Raw genomic sequence first — 18036 nt, forward strand, 5'->3', positions numbered from 1 at the left:
GCTGATGGCTCGTGGCACGGGTCACGTCCGTTGTGTCACCGTGCGGTGCGGATCAGCAGGTACCGGCGTTCTCGAAGTAGCACAAGAGGCTGACGGGCAGCACGAGGCCTGCCACCATGGCTGCCACGGAAACGGCAATCGCCGATCCCGCGACCCACACCGGCTCGTGATCGCGCCGGTTGGCGCGCAGCGCTGACACGGCCACAGCCATCGCCAAGGCGCCCATGGCAGCTCCCGCGATGCCGAAGTCCTCGATGCTGAAGGCCACTTCGCCGAAGCCCAACGGACTGTCCTGCCAACCGAAACCGATGGCGGCTGGCAGCGTCGACAGCGCCGCAACGGCAAGGGCGAGTGCGGCGAGCGATCTCCCCTGGTGGCTGGGCGTCCTGCTCACCCGCCGAAGTCTAGAAACTCGATCAGCTGCTCGGCCAGGGACCTGCCCTGCTCGTAACCGGCTCGAGCAGCGGGCGGACGCGTCGACGGGTCCATCAGATTCGTGCCGAACGCGTTGAGGGAGTTGGCATCCGGCAGGATCGTCGCGACTCTGCTGCCGCCCGCGCGCAGCTCGTCGACCTGCGCTGCAAGGTGCATCCCCCAGAGCAGCGGGTGCCGCGTTCGGCCTCCGAGTGGAGAAAGCACCAGCACCCGCCCGTAGCCGGCCGCGAGATCGGCGTTCTCGTTGCGACGGTAACCGCCGTCGATGTATCGAGCGCTGCCGATGCGGTAGGCGACGCCGCTCGCTGTGCTGGCGGCGACGGCGTCCGCCAGCGGCACCGCACTGTGGCGGTCGAACACGACCGGTTCACCCGTGTGGGCATCGACCGCGGTGATCAGCATCCTGCGTTCCGGCCATTGCTGGCTGGGCAGCCGGGCGGCGACGGTGGCGCGCCACCGCGTGTGCCCGGACCCATCCGACGCCGCCTCCAGGTCGAGCGCCGCCGCACCCATTCTGCGGCGCATGTCGGCCGCGTCCTCAGCGGCGGCGATGATTCGGTTCGTTCTCTCCAGGTGGTCGACCACCGGCCCGGTGCGAACGCGTCGACCACTGGTTGCCACCGGAGCAGTCCGCGGCGGGGCCGCAGGGCCGACGATGTCGGCAAGCAGGGTGGTCGGACTCGCGCTGGTGATCTGGGCGGCGGCCGTCGCACCGGCCGACGTCCCGATGACCAGGTCGGCCTCGGTCACATCCAACCCGGCATCCACCAGGCCGGCGCTGACGCCGATGAGCCACGCATTGCCTGCCGATCCGCCCCCACCCAAGACCAACGCCCTGCTCAGGGCTGCCGCCGAGGTCGACGCTCGCTCGCTCATGACCGGGCACTCTATGCACCCGGGAGGCCGACTGCCCGGGTGAGGCTGCCGACGGCTATCGACGTCCACCCCCTGACGCGGTTAGGTAGTTCCGTGTCGACTGCCTCTCCGGTCACCACGGCACGCGGGGTCGTGCGGACCTACCTGATGCTGCTCCTCGGCAACACCCTTGCCCAGGCCCTCATCTGGGGCATCAACACGATCTTCCTGCTCGACGCCGGCCTGTCCAACCTGGAGGCGTTCGCGGCGAACGCCTTCTTCACCGCAGGCATGGTGATCTTCGAGGTGCCCACCGGGGTGGTTGCCGACACGATCGGTCGCCGCGCGTCCTACCTGCTCGGCACGATCACGCTCAGCGTGGCCACGCTGGCCTACGTGGGGCTCTGGCACTGGCACTCGGCGTTCTGGCTCTGGGCCCTGGTGTCCATCGGACTCGGACTGGGCTTCACCTTCTTCTCGGGCGCCGTCGAGGCCTGGCTGATCGACGCCCTGGCTGCGGTCAACTTCACCGGCACCGTGGAGTCGGTGTTCGGGCGCGGGCAGGTGGTGGGCGGAGCCGCGATGCTCGTCGGCTCGCTCGGCGGGGGTGTCATCGCCCAGCATTCGTCGGTCGGTGTCCCGTTCGTCCTGCGCTCGGCGATCCTGGCCGCGATGTTCCTGTTCGCGTCCGTCGTGATGCACGACATCGGCTTCACACCCGACCCGCGTGGCCGCCCCCTCGCCGAGATGCGACACATCGTCGCGAGCTCGGTGGACCTCGGGTGGCGGGTGCCTGCCGTCAAGTGGTTGATGGTCGAGTCGCTCTTCACCGGTGGCGTCGCCATCTACGCGTTCTACGCGCTGCAGCCGTACCTCCTGGAGCTCTACGGCGACCCCCACGCGTACCAGATCGCCGGTCTCGCAGCGGCGATCGTCGCAGGGGCCCAGATCCTTGGAGGGCTGCTCGCCCCCCGGCTCCGTCACTTCGTCCACCGCCGGACCAGCGCCCTGGCCGCGATCTCGGCCCTGGGGACGCTGGCGCTCGCCCTGATGGGGCTGGTGCACAGCTTCTGGGTCGTCATCACCCTGGTGAGCGTGTGGGGTCTGCTCTATGCGGCGTCGATGCCGATCCGCCAGACCTACCTGAACGGCCTCATCCCCTCCAAGCAGCGTGCCACGATCCTGTCGTTCGACTCCCTCATGGGCTCCAGCGGTGGGGTCTGGGGCCAGCCGGTCCTCGGCAAGTCAGCCGACCTGTGGGGGTACGGACCGTCGTACGTTGTCGGCTCCGCGATATCCGCCCTCGCGTTGCCCGCGATCCTCCTCTCACGTCGCCAGAACGCTCCAGCCGACCTGGTCACCTCGAGCCCCACCGCGCCCGGCGTGGGTCCCGCGGCCCCCGTCTGACCACCCGGCCACCGGTCCAGAGCGCCCGATGCCGCGCCAGTCACGGACGGCGGTTGTAGTACTCGGTGAACTCGCGGCACCGTCCTTCGCCGTCGAAACGCATGACGAAGCAGTTGTCGTAGAGGCGGACGAATGGCCCGCCCGGCACCTCTCGGTACGACGATGTGCCGGTGGCCACCACGATGTCGCCGTCCACCGCGACCGGAGAGTACTTCGCCTCGTAGGTGCCCGGCGTGTCGCGGGTCGAGGCGCCACCAGAGGCCCCCTCGCCGAGCCAGGACGCGACGACAGGGTCTCGACCGACCGTCGGCTCGTCAGACGGGTGGTAGCGGTAGACGATGTCCTCGCTGAACAGCCCGGAGACAGCGTCCCGGTCGTAGGACAGCCACGCGTCGACGTACCGGTCGAGCCACTCCTGAGCGGTCTCCCGATCCATCAACCCGCCCCCTTCCGCGTGTCGCGGTCGTCCGGAGGTTCGGACTCGCGTGACGCCGACCTCAGCTGCCCTGCTTCGCCGCCAGCGCCTCGAAGTTCTCGTACAGCTGGGGAACGCCGTGCTTGTCGCGCGCCCTGAGCGCAGCAGGGCCGACGCGCGTCCAGACACCCGCAGCCCACCACCAGTCGAGCACGAGGTCAGTGTCGATCAGCCCGTTCTTGGTGAGCGTGCCGATGGTCTCGCCCCAATTGAGAACGCGGGACACCAGGACGTCATCTATGGAGGCGGTCTCGGGGTCGAAACCGTCGGCCAACACGGCCTGCATGGCGTCTTCGAGGCCCATGGTCGAGCCCCACTGGGCCAGCTGCACGAGCATTGCGCCGTCCTGCCGATCTGCCATCTCATCCACCCCATCAGACTGTGACGTGTTCGGACAACGACGCTACGCCGAGCTACCGGCCCACGCCATACGCTCTGAGGACGAGGCACAGACCCGCCGGCGCGGGTCGCCGGACGTCGCGGGACGGGTCAACGCCCCAACGGTTCCTTCCACAACCCGCCTTCGAGGCGCACGATGGGACAGTGGAGACGTGGGACGCCATGCGGGCGCGCCGCAATGTTCGGCAGTTCACCGATCAGCCGGTACCCGGCGAGGCGCTCGACCGGATTCTCGAGGCTGGGCGACGCGCCCCGTCGGCGGGCAACTGGCAGCCGTGGGACTTCGTGCTCGTCACCGACAGGGCACAGCTGGTCGAGCTGGCGAAGGTCTGGCAGGGCGCCAGGCACGTCGCCGGAGCGGGGGCCGCGATCGCCATCGTCGCGCCCGAACCACAGGACGACCGGCAGTCCGAGCTGCTCCAGTACGACCTCGGCCAGGCCACGTATGCGATGACGGTTGCCGCGGCCGACCTGGGCGTCGGCACCGGCCATGCCGCCGCCTCCGACCAGGACCGGGCCAGGTCCGTCCTCGGCTTCCCCGAAGGACGATTCCTGGCCTACCTGCTCTCCGTCGGCTATCCGGCGGACAAGCCGTTGGCCGTCATCCGCCAGCTCAACCGGCGCCCCTTCGACGAGGTCGTGCACCGCGGACGGTGGTGACCGCCTGACCGCGTGGTGACCGCGCCGTGCGACCCCTACGCCCCGCGCAGGCCGATCGGGTTGCCGTCGGCGTCCACGAGCACGCACACCCTCGCACCCGGTGCGACCTGACGCGGCGCATCGCGCTCGGTGGCTCCGGCCTCCAGCAGGGTCGCGCGGGTCGCGTCGAGGTCATCGACATCGGCAAAGGCCACCGGTCCCCCACCCGCGCCGGCCGGGTTCAGGGCGACCTCGAAGCCGTCGACGTTGTACCCGACGTAGTAGGGCTCGTCGGTGTGCGGCGCCCCGAGCAACGCGGTGTACACGGCCTTGGTGGCGTCCAGATCGGACACCGGGATCACCAGACTGCGGATCGTGGCACTCATCTTCGTCACCTCCGGGTCAGGACGGTCACCTTTGCGGACCGCCTCTCATCGATGTGTTGAGGCTACGAGTCGGTGAGCATCCGACGCTTCTCGATTCCTGACCCATCCGGCGAGTGCCGCCTCGGCAACGAGCGGCTCAGGCGAGCCCGGCGAACGGACGCACCTCGACCTTGCCCCGGCAGGCCTTGGACCCCTCGGCGGCAAGGCGCAGGGCCACGTCGAGGTCCGGCGCGTCGATCACCCAGAAACCACCGAGGACCTCCTTCGACTCCAGGTAGGGGCCGTCGGTCAGGACCGGCGTGTCTCCCTGGCCGTCGACGACCGTTGCCGTCGAGACCGGCTCGAGCCCGCCGGCGAAGACCCAGTAGCCCTCGGCCTGCAGCTTGTCGTTGAAGACACCGGTCGCAGCGAACGACTCCTCCATCTCCTCCTTGGAGCCGTAGTTGCCGAACTCGTCCATCTCGGCCGGGCCGTGCACGGCCAGCAGGTAGTGCGTCATGACTGTTCTCCTTCGTTGTCGGTGGTCCCGGTGACCACCTTCCACCCACACCACGAACGGCAACCCACGAATACGACACCGCCCGCCGATACCCGTCCCGCGGCGGGCGAGCAAGTGCCACACCCCGACGGTATGCCGTGGTGAGCGTTCAATGGGGTGGGCGGCGGCAACCGACCCGCCGACCTGGCGGAGAACGCAACGTGATGGCCCGTGGCGGTCGACGTGCGAATAATGGTGCCCATGAGCAGACACCTGAGCCCATGAGCGGGGATGGTGGCCGCGATGAGCGGCCGCAGCTCGAGGATCTCGTCGAGCGGGCGCGCACTCGGCTGAGGGACTGGACGGACACGACCGACCATGATCCGGGCGTGGCCCTGCTGGAGCTGTTCGGCTTCGTCGCGGAGCTGCTCAGCTTCCACTCGGAGCAGCTCGCCGGCGAGAGCTATCTCGGCACCCGTCGTCGACCGTCCGTCGCCACGTGCGGGGTCCACCGTGCGACCGTGCTCGACAACGCGGACCCGCTCATGCAGGCGCGCCTGTTCGTCCGGGTCCCGGACCTCGGCGGAGACGACGGTGTGTGGGCCGCTGCCTGCCTGCCCTTCGGTGAAACCCACCAGGTCCCTGCCCCTGGCGACGGGGTCTGGGTCGCCCTCGAATCGTGCGACCCGTCCCGACCGATCTGGTTGGGTCAGCGCATCACCGATTGACCGCCCCGAGGAAAGGCGCCGATGTCACTCGCACGGATCCACAACTTCTCCATCTCCCTCGACGGCTTCGCCACCGGCGAACCGCAGAGCGCCGAGGCGCCCTTCGGTCACGCCGGCCAGCGCCTGCACGAGTGGATGTTCGCCACCCGGTTCTGGGACGCGAGCGGGGCCGCCGGCGTCGACAACGCGTTCGCCGAGCGCCACACCCCCGGCATCGGCGCCGAGATCATGGGCGCCAACAAGTTCGGCCCGCCCGGATGGCGCGACGACCCGGACTGGAAGGGCTGGTGGGGTCCGAACCCGCCGTTCCACACACCGACCTTCGTGCTCACCCATCGGCCGCGTCCCTCGATGGAGATGGAGGGCGGCACCACCTTCCACTTCCTCGATGTCGCCCCGGCCGAGGCGCTCGAACGTGCTCGCGACGCAGCCGACGGGCAGGACGTCCGGATCGGCGGTGGCGCCACCGTCATCCGCGACTTCCTCGCCGCCGGGCTCGTCGACCACATGCACGTCGTCCAGGTCCCCATCGTGCTCGGTCGCGGCGTCCGTCTCTGGGACGGTCTCGACTCCCTGGAGGACACCTACGGCATCGAGGCGATCTCGTCCCCCAGCGGCGTTACCCACCTCACGTTCACGCGCAAGACACGGTGAGACCTGCGAAGCGGCCGGAGATGCAGACAGGGGCGGGCGACTTCGAGCTGACGATGGACGAGCTGCGGGCGGTGGCCGGGTATGCCGCGGCGTGCGCCGAACCTGCACTCGTCATCTTCCTCAGGTCCCGTCCGGACGACCCCCGACCGGCCGCAGCTGTCCAGGCCGCGCGAGTCTTCGCCGAGGGCGCGCCGCGGTCACGACTCCAACGGACTGCCGCGGCCGACGCCCATCGGGCAGCCGCGGACGCGACGACGGACGCCGCACGGCACGCGGCGAGCGCTGCAGGAGATGCCGCCGCCGCGGCATACCTGCATCCGCTGGCGAAGGCGAGGCAGGTGCGCCACATCCTCGGGCCGGCCGCCCACGCCGCCCGGGCGGCCGAGCTCGCACGCGGCGATGACCCGGTGGTCGCCGAGTACGCCGTCACGGCCGCCGCGAAGCGAGCCACGCCGGTCGTCCTTGACGTCCTGTCGCGCTACCCGCGGGTGCCTGGGGCGCGCAGCCGGGTCGCGGTACTCATGAAGCGACTCGAGAGCCTGCTGCGGGATCCCCCTCCGGCGCCGCGGGTGGTCGACGACCCCGGACCCTTCTTCCACGGGACGAAAGCCGACCTGCGCCCGGGTGAGCTGCTCACGCCCGGCTGGCGCTCGAACTACGGCTCGGGGCGTCAGTCCAGACACATCTACCTGACGGCCACCCGCCAGGGCGCGCCACTGGCGGCCGAGCTCGCGCGGGGCACGGGGCCGGGCCGGGTCTACCGGGTCGAGCCCACCGGGACGATCGAGGACGACCCGAACGTCACCGACAAGCGCTTCCCGGGAAACCCGACCCGGTCCTACCGGACCACCGAGCCCCTGCGGGTGGTCGAGGAGATCACGGGCTGGGAGCGTCCTGCGCCGGAGATGATCCAGCACATGCGAGCGCGCATGGCCGAACTGGCCGAGCTCGGGATCGAGGCGATGGACGACTGACGGCGACTGCCCTGACCCTCGTGAGCCCGGCGTCCAGGCAATGTGGTCAGGGGTGTCGACGGTCAGGGGTGTGGACGGTCAGGGCGTCGTGAAGGAGATCGCTGCGTAGTACCTGCGCGACAGGGTGGCGATGGACTGGGCCTTGTCGGTGCCGTTGACGATCCTGCGGGCGTTCACCCAGTCCGCCTTGTGGGGGTTGAAGTAGTCCGACAGCTGCTTGCCCGTGAAGGTTCCGTTGGTCATCCCGAAGAAGATGATTCGCAGGGCGACGTCGAAGTCGAGGGCGAGCTCGGGGTGGTGGACCAGGTCGACGTGGAGGATGTCGCCCATCCGCTGGTAGTTGCCCTTGTGGGTGATCTGGACGAACCCGCGACCGTAGTACCTCTGGTGGGTGACCGGATCGGGCTTGCCGTAGGCGTGGCCCTTTCCCTTGCCGTACTCCTCGATGGGTTGGATCTTGTGGTCGGTCTCGTGGTGCGTGGTGCCCAGCATGTAGGCCAGCCAGCGCAGGTCGTCGGTCTTGTGGAACTTCTCCCACCGGTCGAGGAAGCCGTCGAGCCCGTCGACCTGGCTCTGCCTGAGGTGTCCGTCGAACAGTGCGACCCGAACGTGGTCGAAGAAGAACTTCCGGTTGATGTCGCCCACTTCAGTGCCTCCTACCCTTCGCTACCGAGGGTGCATCGGCACAACCACATGCGTCATCGCGCAAATGGCGTACAAACCCCCACGGCGCACGGGTGCGCTCCAGCAGCCGGGCGACGGAGGACGCTCACGCCTCGAGGGTGTCCAGGCCCTTCGCGATGGCGAACCGGACCAGCTCGATGCGGTTGTGCAGCTGCAGCTTCCCGAGCGTGTTCTGCACGTGGTTCTGCACGGTGCGGTGCGAGATGAACAGGTCGGACGCGATCTCCTTGTAGGACATCCCCGTCGCGACCAGCTTGAGCACCTCGGTCTCGCGTTCGGTCAGCTCGGGGATCGGCCGCGACGGATCGGCCTGCGGCTGGGTCGACATCCTGCGGAACTCCCCCAGCACCAACCCGGCCAGCCCCGGCGTGAACACGGCCTCGTCGCGGGCAGTCGCCCGGACGGCCGCCACGATCTCCTCCCGCGAGGCGGATTTCACGAGATAGCCGGTCGCCCCGGCCTTGACCGCCTCGAGGACGTCCTGCTGCTCACCGGACGCCGACAGCACCAGCACCCGGGTGGCCAGCGAGCCCAGCGCCGCGCACACCTCGTGCCCGCGCATGCCTGGCAGGTTGAGGTCGAGGACGAGCACGTCGGGCCGAGTCGCCTTGGTCCGGTTGACCGCGGCGGGTCCATCGTCCGCCGTGGCCAGCACGGTCATCCCCGCCTCGGCGAGGTCGCGCGCGACCGCGTCCCGCCACATCGGGTGGTCGTCCGCGACGACCACGCTCACCGGCGCAGCCGCCGCGGGCTCGGGTTGCTGGTCGGTCATCGCACTCCTTGGTTGTCGCGTCCGCTGTCGCGTTCCTTGTCGCGTCCCTTGCGGATTCGCTTGCTGGTTCCCTCGCTGCGTCCGGCATCGCGTCCGCCATCCTTCGGGGCACGCATCCGGACGGTCACCCCGGCACCCTCTCGCACCGTGTAGTCCGCCGTCCCACCCAGATCGGTCAACCGCCCGCGGATGCTCGAGGAAGCGCCCATCCGGCCCGCCGCGGCCGCCTCGTCGAGGCGACCAGCCGGCATACCCACGCCGTTGTCACGCACGGTCAGGGCCACCTCGCTGCCGTCGTCCTCGACGAGGACCCAGGCCTGGGCCCCGTCCCCGGCGTGCACGCGCACGTTGTCGAGAGCGGCTCCGACGGCTGCGACGAGCTCGCCGGCCACGCGCGGTGGCACGAGCACCGGGTCGGCCGGCGCGACGAGGTGGACCTGTCCCCCGGCGAACCGTCCGAGCTGCTGGCGCAGGTCCAGGTCGCCGGTCACGGTGGCTTCGGTGTCGGCCGACGACGTCCCACTCACCAGGGCGCGCAGCAGGCGTTCCTGGTCGGCGGCCATGCCCCCCAGCTGCGCGGCCTCGCCGCCCAGCTGGGTGCCGCGTCGGTTGATGAAGGCCAAGGTCTGCAGGACTCCGTCGTGCACGGTGCGGGCCAACCGCTCGCGCTCGCGCACCTGGGCCTCGAGGGCCAACGCGTCGCGCAGCTTCGCGTGCCCCTCTCGGGCGAGGTCGCAGGCATAGCCGATGAGGGCGCCGATGAGGAGCAGCAGCACGATGTTGTTGACGGTGTTGGGCGTGGGCTTCCCCACCTCGACCACATCGACGATGCCGATGAAGACCGCCGCCGGTATGCCGCCCTTGCGGCCCAGCAGCACGGCCGCCGACACCACGCCGGCCGCGGGCCAGATCGTCGGCAGGGTGCGCGAGCCCTGCTCGATGGCCGCGGAGGTGTCGACCATGAGCGTGGCCATGATCGCGGCGGCCCCGAGCAGCAGCTCGACGACGACCAGCCACAGCCGGCGGCGACGGTAGAGGACGAGGAAGACGGTCCAGAGGCCGAGCACCGCGAGGACCGTCCAGCCCAGGGCCGGCCGCGCGAGGTCGTGCGGCCGGTCCGCCAGGGAGTACGCGGCATACGCCAGGGCGATGGGCCGGAAGACGTCGATGCCCTTCCAGAAGGCAGAGACGACCTCGGGCTGGGAGTCCGGGGCCGCGATGGCACGGCGCGCGGACAGGCTCAGGTGCCGCGCCACGGCGGAGGGGTCCTCAGCTCGCCGCGCGGGCGCCGGGGGGCACCTCGTCCGAGACCGACTCGGCGTCGCGCGGGACATCGTCGCGGTCAGCGGCCGCCTCGTCCTCGGTGCGCTCATCGTCAGCGCCGGTCCGCTCGTCGATGTCACCGACGGCGTCGTCGACGCTCGGGCGCTGCCCCTTGCGCGAGGTCTGGTCGTCCCCGGCGTCGAGGGCCTCCTCGAGCTCCTTGGCGGCCGAGCCGGGCAGGGCTGCCTCCTGGAGCTCGCGCGCCTTGGTCTTGGCGGCGGCGAGGATGCGGTCCTTCATCGACGTGGCGTACATGTCGACGTACTCCTGGCCGGACAGCAGCATCAGCTCGTACATGATCTCGTCGGTGATCGAGCGCAGGACGAAGCGGTCGTCCTCCATGCCCTCGTAGCGCGAGAAGTCGAGCGGCTTTCCGATCTTCACACCGATGCGGATCAGCTTGGGGATCTTGGTGCCGGTCGGCTGGGCCTTGTCGGTGCCGATCATCGCGACAGGGAGCACCTTGACCTTGCCCTCGAGGGCCATCCGGGCGACACCGGTGCGTCCACGGTAGAGCCGGCCGTCGGGGCTGCGCGTCCCCTCGGGATAGATGCCGAGCAGCTCGTCGCGGCGCAGCACCTTCAAGCCAGAGCGCAGGGCCGCCTCACCCGCGCGACCGCCGGAACGATCCACGGGCAGCTGACCGACGCCGCGGAAGAACGCGGCGGTCAGGCGGCCCTTGAGGCCTCGTCCGGTGAAGTAGTCCGACTTGGCCAGGAAGGTCATCCGGCGCGGGATGACCAGCGGGAGGAAGATGGAGTCCGAGAACGACAGGTGGTTGCTCGCGAAGATGGCTGGGCCGTCGTCGGGAATGTTCTCCTCGCCCTCGACCCACGGGCGAAAGAGCAACTTGAGGATCGGGCCAAGAACGACCGTCTTGAGCACCCAGTAGAACACCAGCACACCTCCCGAAGTGACGCCGTGAACTCTACGGTACTCAAGGCGTCGTCGCGGCCCGTGCGAGAATGCCCGCCACCCCAGCTCCGTTTCTGCCCCTGCCCCAGGAGTGACCGTGTCCCTGCTTCCCGGCGCAGAGCCCTACTCCCACGATGGATCCGACACCGGTGTGCTCTTGGTCCACGGCTTCACGGGGACCCCACAGGGCGTGCGTCCCTGGGGCGAGTACCTCGCCGAACGCGGCTACACGGTCCGGGTTCCGCGGCTGCCCGGGCACGGGACGACGTGGCAGGAGCTGAACCGCACCAGGTGGGAGGACTGGTATGCCGTCGTCGACACCACGTTCCGCGAGCTCCATGAACGCTGTGGCCGCGTCTTCGTCGGCGGGCTGTCGATGGGCGGGGCGCTGGCCCTGGCCCTGGCCGCAGAGCACGGCCCGCGGGTCTCGGGACTGGTCCTGGTCAACCCCGCGGTGAAGTTCGAGGACTGGCGGATCCGGCTCGTCCCACTCCTCAAGCACGTCATGCCCAGCGCTGCTGCCATCGCCAGCGACATCAAGAAGCCCGGGGTGGTCGAGCTGGCCTACGACCGCTCGCCGGTGCACGCGGCGCACTCGCAGTTCACGGCCTGGAAGAACGTCATCCGCGACCTGCCGGAGGTGACCCAGCCGGTGCTCCTGCTGCACTCGCCGCAGGACCACGTCGTGCCCGCGTCGAGCTCGGAACTGATCCTGGCCCGGATCTCCAGCGAGGACTCCACCGAGATCCTCCTCCACGACAGCTACCACGTGGCTACCCTCGACAACGACGCGCCACGTATCTTTGAGGAGTCGGTGCAGTTCATCGAGCGGCTGAGCTAGGCCGAGTTCGTCCAGCCATCCGGCTCGATCCAGACCAAGGGGCATCCCATGAGCGACCGCGACGTCGACGCCGAGTTCGCGGACATCATCGCGCGCTGGGACGAGGTCCAGTCCTTGCCCGACAACCCCGACAGCCCCGCCTCCGCCGAGTCCCCCACCTCCGCCGACTCCGCCGACCGAGGCTCCGGCTCCCAGGACGGCGACACCAGCGACCCGTCGACCGAGGGCGCCTCAGGTCCGGCTTCGGGTCAGCCCCCGACCGGGGTCAACCCGCCGCTGCGGCCGACCGTGAACCCACCCCCGACCAGGCCGTTCGTCGTGTGGCGCGGAGCCGAGCAGCCGGGAGCCGCCGAGGACGCCCCGGATCCGGTCGAGCTGCGCGACCAGCGCGACCTCGACGACGACGAGCACTTCGAGCCCGGCCCGACGGCGCCCCTGCCGCCCCAGGAGGACCTTCAGTTCTGGGGCATCATCGTCGGTCTCGTGGCTGGTCCGCTGCTCCTGCTGTGGCTGGTGCTGTTCCGGCCGAACGTCAGCAGCTGGTGGACGCTCGGAGCCCTCGGACTCACGGTCATGGGGTTCGTCCTGCTCGTGATGCGGCAGCCGCAGGCCCGCGACGAGGACGACCCCGACAACGGAGCCCGCGTCTGAGAGCTGCGGCGAGGCGGGTGCCGTGCCCCTTCTCGGGGCGTCACCCGGAGGGGCTACCCGCTTCCGCCTGCTCGACCGTGGACTCGGCCACCGGTGGTCCGGTCTCGGTCTGTGCCGTCGGGACCACCTGAGGGTCGAGGTCGACGTCGACCCACGTCGGGCGGTGGTCACTGGCTGCCACCAGGTCGGCGACCTCGAGAGGGACCTCCTGGTGCGGGAGGACGCCCAGCTCGGGCGAGGCGAAGATGACGTCGAGCAGCTTGCGTGGTGCCGTGGCCGGGTAGGTCGGGGCGGTCGGCGAGATCAGGCGCAGCGGGGAGGCGAACAGCCGCCAGGCCCGGCCCGTCTCTCCCTCGTTGAGGTCGCCTGCGAGCAGCACCGGCCCGCCGCTGGAGACCGTCCTGAGGATCTGTCCCGCGTGCCGCTCACGTTCGTCGGCATCGAGGCTCAGGTGCACCGAAGCCACCACGAGCGGCTGGTGACCGGCGGGCCCGACGCGCAGCACGGCATACCCGCGGGTGCGTTGGAGGGCTGCGACGCGCAGCCGGTAGTGGCGCGACTCGGGCACCTGCACGCGCAATGACGTGAAGATGGTCGTGCCGCCGCTGCCGCGGTGCCGCCCCGACCAGAACATCCCGCACTCCGCGGCGAAGGCCGAGACCCGCCACGCCGAGAAGAGCCGCCTTGGGACCTCCTGGAGGCACAGCACATCGGGATCGATCGCGCGGACGACCCGGGCGGCGGCGCGACGGTCGAGCGTGAAGTCCTTGACGTTGTAGGACGCCACGCGCATCGTGCTCATGCGCCCTCGGCGCCGGCGCGTCCCAGGGCGTCTCGTCGGGCCAGGTCAGCGGCGCCGATCAGTCCGGCCTCGTTGCCCAGGGCCGCGGCCACGATCCGCGCTTCGGGGCGGTAGCCCCGACCGGTGAGGTGACGCCGGAACGCGGCGCGAGCCGGCTCCAGCAGCAGGTCGCCGGCCGCGCTCACCCCACCGCCGACGACGAAGATCCCGGGATCGAAGGCCGCCGCGAGGTTGGCGATGCCCAGGCCCAGCCACTGCCCGATCTCACCGAGCAGCTCGGTCGCCGTCGAGTCACCCTCGCGTGCCGCCTCGGTGATCATCGGCCCGGTGAGCGCTGAGACGTCACCACGGGCGCGCGCGAGCAGGTCACTGGCCATGGGGCTGTTCGCCGTCATCAGGGAGCGGGCCTCACGGACGAGGGCGTTGCCCGAGGCGTACTGCTCCCAGCAGCCCTTGTTGCCGCACTCGCAACGATGTCCGCCCGGCACCACCTGCATGTGCCCGAACTCCCCCGCGATCCCGAAACGGCCGCGCATGATCTGGCCGTCCATGATCAGCGCGCCACCGATGCCGGTGCCGAGGTTCACCATGACGACGTGTGAGTCCCCTTGTGCCGCACCGAATCTCCACTCCGCCCAGACAGCGGCGTTGGCGTCGTTGTCGACCGAGATCGGCACCGGGACGCGGCGCTGCAGGTTGGCTTCGAGCGGTTCGTCGCGCCAGGACAGGTGGGGGGCGAAGACCACGGTGGCCCGGTCGGCGGCCACGAACCCGGCCGCTCCGATGCCGACCGCGACGACGTCGTCCCCGGCGACGTCGATGAGCTCCCTGACCACCTCGACGATGGTGTCCTCGACCACGCCCGGACTCATGGACCGGTGAGGCGTGTCCCGTCTCGCCCTGGCCACGACGGAGCCATCGGCGTCGACGACTCCCCCGGCCACCTTGGTGCCGCCGATGTCGATGCCGACGGCCAGCCCCGAGCTCACGACCCGACGCCCTCGGCGGCAAGCGCTGCCGCGCCGATCAGCCCGGCGTCGTTGCCGAGGCGAGCGGCCACCATGTCGGCGACCGGCCGGTGGCCGCGCCCCGTCAGGTTGCGTGCGTATGCCGCGTGGGCAGGGCCGATCAACAGGTCGCCGGCCGCGACGACACCGCCGCCGATGACGATGAGCTCGGGGTCGAGGATGGCGGAGACCGAAGCGGCGCCCTCCCCCACCCAGCGGCCCAGGTCGGCGAGGAGCTCGACGGACGCCGAGTCCCCTGCCTGCGCGGCGCTGGTGACGTGGTGCCCCCTGAGAAGGCTCGGGTCGCCTTCACAGGCCTGCGCCAACGCCGCGGCGCTCAGGGCGCCCGACGCCACGAGCTCGCGTGCCTCACGGACCAGGGCGCTGCCCGACGCGTAGACCTCCCAGCAGCCACGGTTGCCGCAGCCGCAACGGATGCCGTCGGGGACGACCCGCATGTGCCCGAGCTCGCCACCGATGCCGAAGGCGCCGCGCAGCAACCGTGAGTCGACCACGACGCCACCACCGATGCCGGTGCCGACGGTGATGAGCACCATGTCGTCGGCCTCGGTGGCCGCCCCGTACCGGAACTCCCCCCACGCCGCGGCGTTGGCATCGTTCTCGATCGTGACGGGCTGGTCGACGAGGGCCTCGAGCCGCATCTTGAGCGGTTCGTCGCGCCACGCGAGGTTCGGGGCGAAGAGCACGGTCGAGCCGGTCCGGTCGATGAAGCCGGCGCAGGCAACACCCACGCCCCGGACGTCCGTACGGTCCGCGCCCAGCTCGGCAACGACGGCAGCGACGTCGTGGGCGATCTGGTCGGGGTCGTGGGCGGGGGTGTCCCTGCGGGCGCGCGCCAGGATCTCCCCGGTCGCGGAGACGACCCCGGCCGCGATCTTGGTGCCCCCGATGTCCACCCCGATGGTGACGCTCATGAGCTGGCGCTCCCCGTGTGGTGCTCGTCCTCGTCGTCCACGACGATGTCCTGCACCCGGCCCCGTGCCGCGCCGGACGACTTCCCCGCAGCCTTTCCGCCTGCCGTTCCCGAGGCCCTGCCCTGCGCGGTTGCGTCGTCCGTACGGCGTTGTCCCGCCATGTCGCGCAGGGTGGCTGCGAGCGCCCCCGCGAGGTCGGCCAGCCGGTCCACGGTCTCGGGTCGGACCGAGCGCAGCAAGCCGATGCCCTGGCAGACCGGGCACAGCTGACAGGTGACGGCCTGCCCCACGCCGTTCGCTGCACCGCAGGCCTCACACCGAGGCGCCTGGCCGCCGCCGGCGTCGTGGTCGCGGTCAGGACCGGCATCGTCCGGTGACGTCCGCCCACGACCCGCCGCCGCGGCATACCCGGCCTGGGTGGTGCTCGCCCACCCGCCGAGGGCGTCGAGCAGACGGGCTGCCTCCTGGGCCACCGTGCCCACGGCAGGGCGTTCGTCGTCAGCCACGCGGCCAGACCTCCTCGTCGGGGACGAAGCGCACCCGCAGCAGACCATCGCGCACAGAGGCACCTTCGACCACACATCGTTGCAGAGCCGCGGGGAGGGTCAGCACCCGGCGGTGCTCGCCCACCGTCACCACGAGCTCGTCGTCGCGGCGCTGGAGGCCGAGGTCGGCAGCGTGCGCGAGCGGCAGCGGCAGCGTCATCACGAAACCCTCCGGCGTCCGATCGACCGTGAGGCCGCGATGGGTGACCGGCGAGAGGACGTCGGTCGCACCTTCCTGCGCCTCGGCGAGGTCGGCGAGCGCATCGGCCCCAATCGGCTCGGACGACAGATAGGGAGTCACGACGACCGGCAGCCCGGCGAAGGACTCACGGACCTCGACCAGGCCCTCCTGCTGCGCCGCGTTCCACGAGGCGCGCCAGGCATCGGGGGCGTGGCGCCCCGCCTCGGCGGCCGCGTCCGGGAAGACCCGGTTGACCACGACCGCGTCGACGACGAACCCGTAGAGGGACAGCGACGTCCAGGTCCGCCGGGACTCGGCGATGACGACGCGCTCGGGGGTGAGGACCAGGCGCACCGAGGTCTGGTCGCCCGTCAGGATGCGGTGCACGGCGCGCATCTGGCGGTGCCACCCGGTGACCGCCTCGACCACCGCCACGTCGGGCAGGGGCACCCCGGCGGCAGCCGCCGCGGCCGGGCGCAGCGTCCGGATCAGCCCGCGCTGGGCGGGCAGCAGGCGTTCGAGGTGCCAGGCGAGGGCTTCAGGCAGCGCGAGCAGCCGCAACGTCTCAGCCGTCGGCGCGCAGTCGACGACAACGAGGTCCCACGGACCCGACTCCACCTGCGCGCGCAGCTCGAGCAGGGCCGCGATCTCCTCGGCACCTGGCAGACGGGTCAGCTCCTCGGCGACCACCGCGTCGATGCCGACCGTGTCCAGGACCGAGAGCAGGTAGTCCTGCACCACCCGCCAGGACTCGCCGAGCAGGTGCGGTGGGGAGATCTGCAAGGCGGAGAGGCCGGGTTCGACGTCCACCGGCGCCCCGCCGCCGTCGCGGCCCGAGCGGGGGTCCACGCCGAGGTCGACACCCAGCGCGTCACCCAGCGAGTGCGCCGCGTCGGTCGACATGACCAGCGTCTTGACGCCGGCGCGAGCCGCGTGGACCGCGGTGGCGGCAGCTGTGGTGGTCTTGCCGACACCACCCTTGCCGGTGAAGAGGATGACCCGCATGGCTACCGGCGCCCTGGGGCGACGACCTGCCTCAAGCCTCCACCCGCTTCTTCAACGACTTCAGCGCGGTGTCGATGATGACCTTCTCGGCCTTGCGCTTGAGCATGCCGAGCATCGGGATCTTGACGTCGACCGCGAGGCGGTAGGTCACCGTCGTGGCGTCCTTGCCCTTGGCAGCCAACGTGTACGAGCCGTTCATGGCCTTGAGGACGGTCGCCTCGACCAGGCTCCAGGACACGACGCCGGTGCCGTTCTTGGCGACGTCCCACTCGTAGTCGAGGGTGTAGGTGTCCTTGATCGCCCCTGCGTCGAGGGTGAACTGCACCTGGTCGGCCCACCCGTCTCCCTCCTCGGTGAGGATGGTGACCTTCTTGACCTCGGTCGCCCACTGCGGATAGCTCTCGAAGTCGGCGATGACGTCCAGGACCTCACCCGGCTTGGCGTCGATGTCGATGCTGGATTCGGTGCGGTCGGCCATGCGCGGAAGGTTACAGCGCCGAGCCTTTCGACGACGACCGCGGCTCGTGACGGCGACCCGTCGTTCCCGACGCCCACACGGTCACTGAGGGGCGCCCTCGAGGCGGTCCTTGAGCTCGTGCACGGCGCGCTTCCACCGCAGGGTGTGCCGGGTGGCCACATCGCGCGGCGCGCGGGGCCCGCGCGTGCCTCTGACGTAGTGGTGCACCACCACGCCGTCGCGGAACGGCTCGAGCCAGACCTCCATCTCGCCGACGACCTGTCCAGTCACGCTCCAGCGCACGCCCTTCAGCCCGCGGTCCCTGAGGACGGCCCGGGTCACGTGTGGCCAGATCTGGTCGGTCCAGGCCTCCTCGTCGAGGCTTGCACGCACGACCTGGGGCGCAGCCCGGATGAAGGTCTCGTCGACGATGTCGATCCTGCGGTCCCTCACCCGGACAGTCTTTCGCACCTCACGCCGCGATGTGA

24 protein-coding genes and 1 pseudogene are annotated in these 18036 nt (G+C 70.6%); 8 read left to right on the forward strand and 17 right to left on the reverse strand.

What is annotated here, in order from left to right; all coding sequences use genetic code 11:
- Positions 1-52 precede the first annotated feature (52 nt).
- Together AC1DXJ_RS15530 and AC1DXJ_RS15535 are read right to left on the reverse strand one after the other, a co-directional pair.
- Positions 53-394 (reverse strand): hypothetical protein, encoded by a 342-nt coding sequence (locus tag AC1DXJ_RS15530; protein WP_477637444.1) that lies wholly within the window; start codon positions 392-394, stop codon positions 53-55.
- On the reverse strand, positions 391-1311 hold the full coding sequence (locus AC1DXJ_RS15535; protein ID WP_477637445.1) for a patatin-like phospholipase family protein: 921 nt from the start codon (positions 1309-1311) through the stop codon (positions 391-393). Before AC1DXJ_RS15535 ends, AC1DXJ_RS15530 begins: the two co-directional genes overlap by 4 nt.
- Before the next feature lie 147 nt (positions 1312-1458).
- On the opposite strand from AC1DXJ_RS15535, the gene AC1DXJ_RS15540 reads away from it, so the two are divergent.
- Positions 1459-2697, forward strand: a complete 1239-nt coding sequence (locus AC1DXJ_RS15540) for an MFS transporter (protein ID WP_477637486.1) — start codon at positions 1459-1461, stop codon at positions 2695-2697.
- A gap of 40 nt (positions 2698-2737) precedes the next feature.
- Here AC1DXJ_RS15540 and AC1DXJ_RS15545 read toward each other — a convergent pair whose 3' ends face one another.
- Positions 2738-3133 (reverse strand): nuclear transport factor 2 family protein, encoded by a 396-nt coding sequence (locus AC1DXJ_RS15545; protein ID WP_477637446.1) that lies wholly within the window; start codon positions 3131-3133, stop codon positions 2738-2740.
- Between the two features lie 61 nt (positions 3134-3194).
- Positions 3195-3533, reverse strand: a complete 339-nt coding sequence (locus AC1DXJ_RS15550) for a DUF4760 domain-containing protein (protein WP_477637447.1) — start codon at positions 3531-3533, stop codon at positions 3195-3197.
- A 182-nt stretch (positions 3534-3715) separates the two neighbouring features.
- On the opposite strand from AC1DXJ_RS15550, the gene AC1DXJ_RS15555 reads away from it, so the two are divergent.
- Positions 3716-4231, forward strand: coding sequence for a nitroreductase family protein (locus tag AC1DXJ_RS15555; protein WP_477637448.1), 516 nt, complete (start codon positions 3716-3718; stop codon positions 4229-4231).
- 35 nt (positions 4232-4266) lie between these two features.
- Here AC1DXJ_RS15555 and AC1DXJ_RS15560 read toward each other — a convergent pair whose 3' ends face one another.
- Both AC1DXJ_RS15560 and AC1DXJ_RS15565 read right to left on the reverse strand, forming a co-directional pair.
- On the reverse strand, positions 4267-4596 hold the full coding sequence (locus AC1DXJ_RS15560) for a VOC family protein (protein ID WP_477632282.1): 330 nt from the start codon (positions 4594-4596) through the stop codon (positions 4267-4269).
- A gap of 136 nt (positions 4597-4732) precedes the next feature.
- Positions 4733-5095, reverse strand: a complete 363-nt coding sequence (locus AC1DXJ_RS15565) for a YciI family protein (RefSeq protein WP_477613204.1) — start codon at positions 5093-5095, stop codon at positions 4733-4735.
- Positions 5096-5355: 260 nt separating this feature from the next.
- On the opposite strand from AC1DXJ_RS15565, the gene AC1DXJ_RS15570 reads away from it, so the two are divergent.
- From AC1DXJ_RS15570 to arr, 4 genes and pseudogenes are all read left to right on the forward strand, one after another.
- Positions 5356-5802 carry a phage baseplate assembly protein V gene (locus AC1DXJ_RS15570; RefSeq protein WP_477613205.1) on the forward strand — a complete coding sequence of 149 codons (447 nt, stop codon included), beginning with the start codon at positions 5356-5358 and terminating at the stop codon, positions 5800-5802.
- A gap of 21 nt (positions 5803-5823) precedes the next feature.
- A complete protein-coding gene (locus AC1DXJ_RS15575; RefSeq protein ID WP_477613206.1) occupies positions 5824-6456 on the forward strand; it encodes a dihydrofolate reductase family protein in 633 nt (210 codons plus the stop codon).
- Between the two features lie 53 nt (positions 6457-6509).
- Positions 6510-6866: pseudogene (locus tag AC1DXJ_RS15580) on the forward strand (putative immunity protein); the annotation flags it as partial.
- 111 nt (positions 6867-6977) lie between these two features.
- On the forward strand, positions 6978-7430 hold the full coding sequence (gene arr, locus AC1DXJ_RS15585) for an NAD(+)--rifampin ADP-ribosyltransferase (protein WP_477613434.1): 453 nt from the start codon (positions 6978-6980) through the stop codon (positions 7428-7430).
- A 78-nt stretch (positions 7431-7508) separates the two neighbouring features.
- On the opposite strand, the gene AC1DXJ_RS15590 is transcribed toward arr, so the two are convergent.
- From AC1DXJ_RS15590 to AC1DXJ_RS15605, 4 genes are all read right to left on the reverse strand, one after another.
- The gene (locus AC1DXJ_RS15590; protein ID WP_477637449.1) at positions 7509-8075 is read right to left on the reverse strand and encodes a glycoside hydrolase family 19 protein; all 567 of its coding nucleotides are present in this window, start codon (positions 8073-8075) and stop codon (positions 7509-7511) included.
- Between the two features lie 124 nt (positions 8076-8199).
- Positions 8200-8886: a response regulator gene (locus AC1DXJ_RS15595; protein WP_477637450.1), complete on the reverse strand. Its 687-nt coding sequence runs from the start codon at positions 8884-8886 to the stop codon at positions 8200-8202.
- Complete coding sequence (gene macS, locus AC1DXJ_RS15600) at positions 8883-10142, reverse strand: MacS family sensor histidine kinase (RefSeq protein ID WP_477637451.1); 1260 nt, start codon at positions 10140-10142, stop codon at positions 8883-8885. The genes AC1DXJ_RS15595 and macS overlap by 4 nt, the downstream gene beginning before the upstream one ends.
- A gap of 13 nt (positions 10143-10155) precedes the next feature.
- Positions 10156-11106 carry a lysophospholipid acyltransferase family protein gene (locus AC1DXJ_RS15605; RefSeq protein WP_477637452.1) on the reverse strand — a complete coding sequence of 317 codons (951 nt, stop codon included), beginning with the start codon at positions 11104-11106 and terminating at the stop codon, positions 10156-10158.
- A 115-nt stretch (positions 11107-11221) separates the two neighbouring features.
- Between AC1DXJ_RS15605 and AC1DXJ_RS15610 the strand changes: the two genes are divergently transcribed.
- Both AC1DXJ_RS15610 and AC1DXJ_RS15615 read left to right on the forward strand, forming a co-directional pair.
- Positions 11222-11965 carry an alpha/beta hydrolase gene (locus AC1DXJ_RS15610; RefSeq protein ID WP_477613211.1) on the forward strand — a complete coding sequence of 248 codons (744 nt, stop codon included), beginning with the start codon at positions 11222-11224 and terminating at the stop codon, positions 11963-11965.
- A gap of 48 nt (positions 11966-12013) precedes the next feature.
- Positions 12014-12616 carry a hypothetical protein gene (locus AC1DXJ_RS15615; RefSeq protein WP_477637453.1) on the forward strand — a complete coding sequence of 201 codons (603 nt, stop codon included), beginning with the start codon at positions 12014-12016 and terminating at the stop codon, positions 12614-12616.
- 40 nt (positions 12617-12656) lie between these two features.
- Here the strand turns inward: AC1DXJ_RS15615 and AC1DXJ_RS15620 are convergent, their stop codons facing one another.
- From AC1DXJ_RS15620 to AC1DXJ_RS15650, 7 genes are all read right to left on the reverse strand, one after another.
- On the reverse strand, positions 12657-13418 hold the full coding sequence (locus AC1DXJ_RS15620) for an endonuclease/exonuclease/phosphatase family protein (protein ID WP_477637454.1): 762 nt from the start codon (positions 13416-13418) through the stop codon (positions 12657-12659).
- Positions 13415-14407: an ROK family glucokinase gene (locus tag AC1DXJ_RS15625; RefSeq protein ID WP_477637455.1), complete on the reverse strand. Its 993-nt coding sequence runs from the start codon at positions 14405-14407 to the stop codon at positions 13415-13417. Before AC1DXJ_RS15625 ends, AC1DXJ_RS15620 begins: the two co-directional genes overlap by 4 nt.
- Positions 14404-15360, reverse strand: coding sequence for an ROK family glucokinase (locus tag AC1DXJ_RS15630; protein WP_477637456.1), 957 nt, complete (start codon positions 15358-15360; stop codon positions 14404-14406). The genes AC1DXJ_RS15625 and AC1DXJ_RS15630 overlap by 4 nt, the downstream gene beginning before the upstream one ends.
- Positions 15357-15866, reverse strand: coding sequence for a hypothetical protein (locus AC1DXJ_RS15635; RefSeq protein WP_477637457.1), 510 nt, complete (start codon positions 15864-15866; stop codon positions 15357-15359). The genes AC1DXJ_RS15630 and AC1DXJ_RS15635 overlap by 4 nt, the downstream gene beginning before the upstream one ends.
- Positions 15859-17091: an ArsA family ATPase gene (locus tag AC1DXJ_RS15640; protein ID WP_477637458.1), complete on the reverse strand. Its 1233-nt coding sequence runs from the start codon at positions 17089-17091 to the stop codon at positions 15859-15861. Before AC1DXJ_RS15640 ends, AC1DXJ_RS15635 begins: the two co-directional genes overlap by 8 nt.
- Positions 17092-17122: 31 nt before the next feature.
- A complete protein-coding gene (locus AC1DXJ_RS15645; RefSeq protein ID WP_477613218.1) occupies positions 17123-17569 on the reverse strand; it encodes an SRPBCC family protein in 447 nt (148 codons plus the stop codon).
- An 81-nt stretch (positions 17570-17650) separates the two neighbouring features.
- On the reverse strand, positions 17651-18001 hold the full coding sequence (locus tag AC1DXJ_RS15650) for a hypothetical protein (RefSeq protein WP_477613219.1): 351 nt from the start codon (positions 17999-18001) through the stop codon (positions 17651-17653).
- Positions 18002-18036: the final 35 nt, after the last annotated feature.

This window comes from Pedococcus sp. P2_D9, assembly GCF_056404275.1.

What these genes read in the sequence shown, in the direction of transcription:
- AC1DXJ_RS15535 (WP_477637445.1), bottom strand. Translation starts at nt 1,311, where the DNA reads ATGAGCGAGCGAGCGTCGACCTCGGCGGCAGCCCTGAGCAGGGCGTTG.
- AC1DXJ_RS15545 (WP_477637446.1), bottom strand. Translation starts at nt 3,133, where the DNA reads ATGGATCGGGAGACCGCTCAGGAGTGGCTCGACCGGTACGTCGACGCG.
- AC1DXJ_RS15560 (WP_477632282.1), bottom strand. Translation starts at nt 4,596, where the DNA reads ATGAGTGCCACGATCCGCAGTCTGGTGATCCCGGTGTCCGATCTGGAC.
- AC1DXJ_RS15565 (WP_477613204.1), bottom strand. Translation starts at nt 5,095, where the DNA reads ATGACGCACTACCTGCTGGCCGTGCACGGCCCGGCCGAGATGGACGAG.
- AC1DXJ_RS15615 (WP_477637453.1), top strand. Translation starts at nt 12,014, where the DNA reads ATGAGCGACCGCGACGTCGACGCCGAGTTCGCGGACATCATCGCGCGC.
- AC1DXJ_RS15645 (WP_477613218.1), bottom strand. Translation starts at nt 17,569, where the DNA reads ATGGCCGACCGCACCGAATCCAGCATCGACATCGACGCCAAGCCGGGT.
- AC1DXJ_RS15620 (WP_477637454.1), bottom strand. Translation starts at nt 13,418, where the DNA reads ATGAGCACGATGCGCGTGGCGTCCTACAACGTCAAGGACTTCACGCTC.
- arr (WP_477613434.1), top strand. Translation starts at nt 6,978, where the DNA reads ATGAAGCGACTCGAGAGCCTGCTGCGGGATCCCCCTCCGGCGCCGCGG.
- AC1DXJ_RS15630 (WP_477637456.1), bottom strand. Translation starts at nt 15,360, where the DNA reads ATGAGCGTCACCATCGGGGTGGACATCGGGGGCACCAAGATCGCGGCC.
- AC1DXJ_RS15575 (WP_477613206.1), top strand. Translation starts at nt 5,824, where the DNA reads ATGTCACTCGCACGGATCCACAACTTCTCCATCTCCCTCGACGGCTTC.
- AC1DXJ_RS15540 (WP_477637486.1), top strand. Translation starts at nt 1,459, where the DNA reads ATGCTGCTCCTCGGCAACACCCTTGCCCAGGCCCTCATCTGGGGCATC.
- AC1DXJ_RS15550 (WP_477637447.1), bottom strand. Translation starts at nt 3,533, where the DNA reads ATGGCAGATCGGCAGGACGGCGCAATGCTCGTGCAGCTGGCCCAGTGG.
- AC1DXJ_RS15640 (WP_477637458.1), bottom strand. Translation starts at nt 17,091, where the DNA reads ATGCGGGTCATCCTCTTCACCGGCAAGGGTGGTGTCGGCAAGACCACC.
- AC1DXJ_RS15570 (WP_477613205.1), top strand. Translation starts at nt 5,356, where the DNA reads ATGAGCGGGGATGGTGGCCGCGATGAGCGGCCGCAGCTCGAGGATCTC.
- AC1DXJ_RS15595 (WP_477637450.1), bottom strand. Translation starts at nt 8,886, where the DNA reads ATGACCGACCAGCAACCCGAGCCCGCGGCGGCTGCGCCGGTGAGCGTG.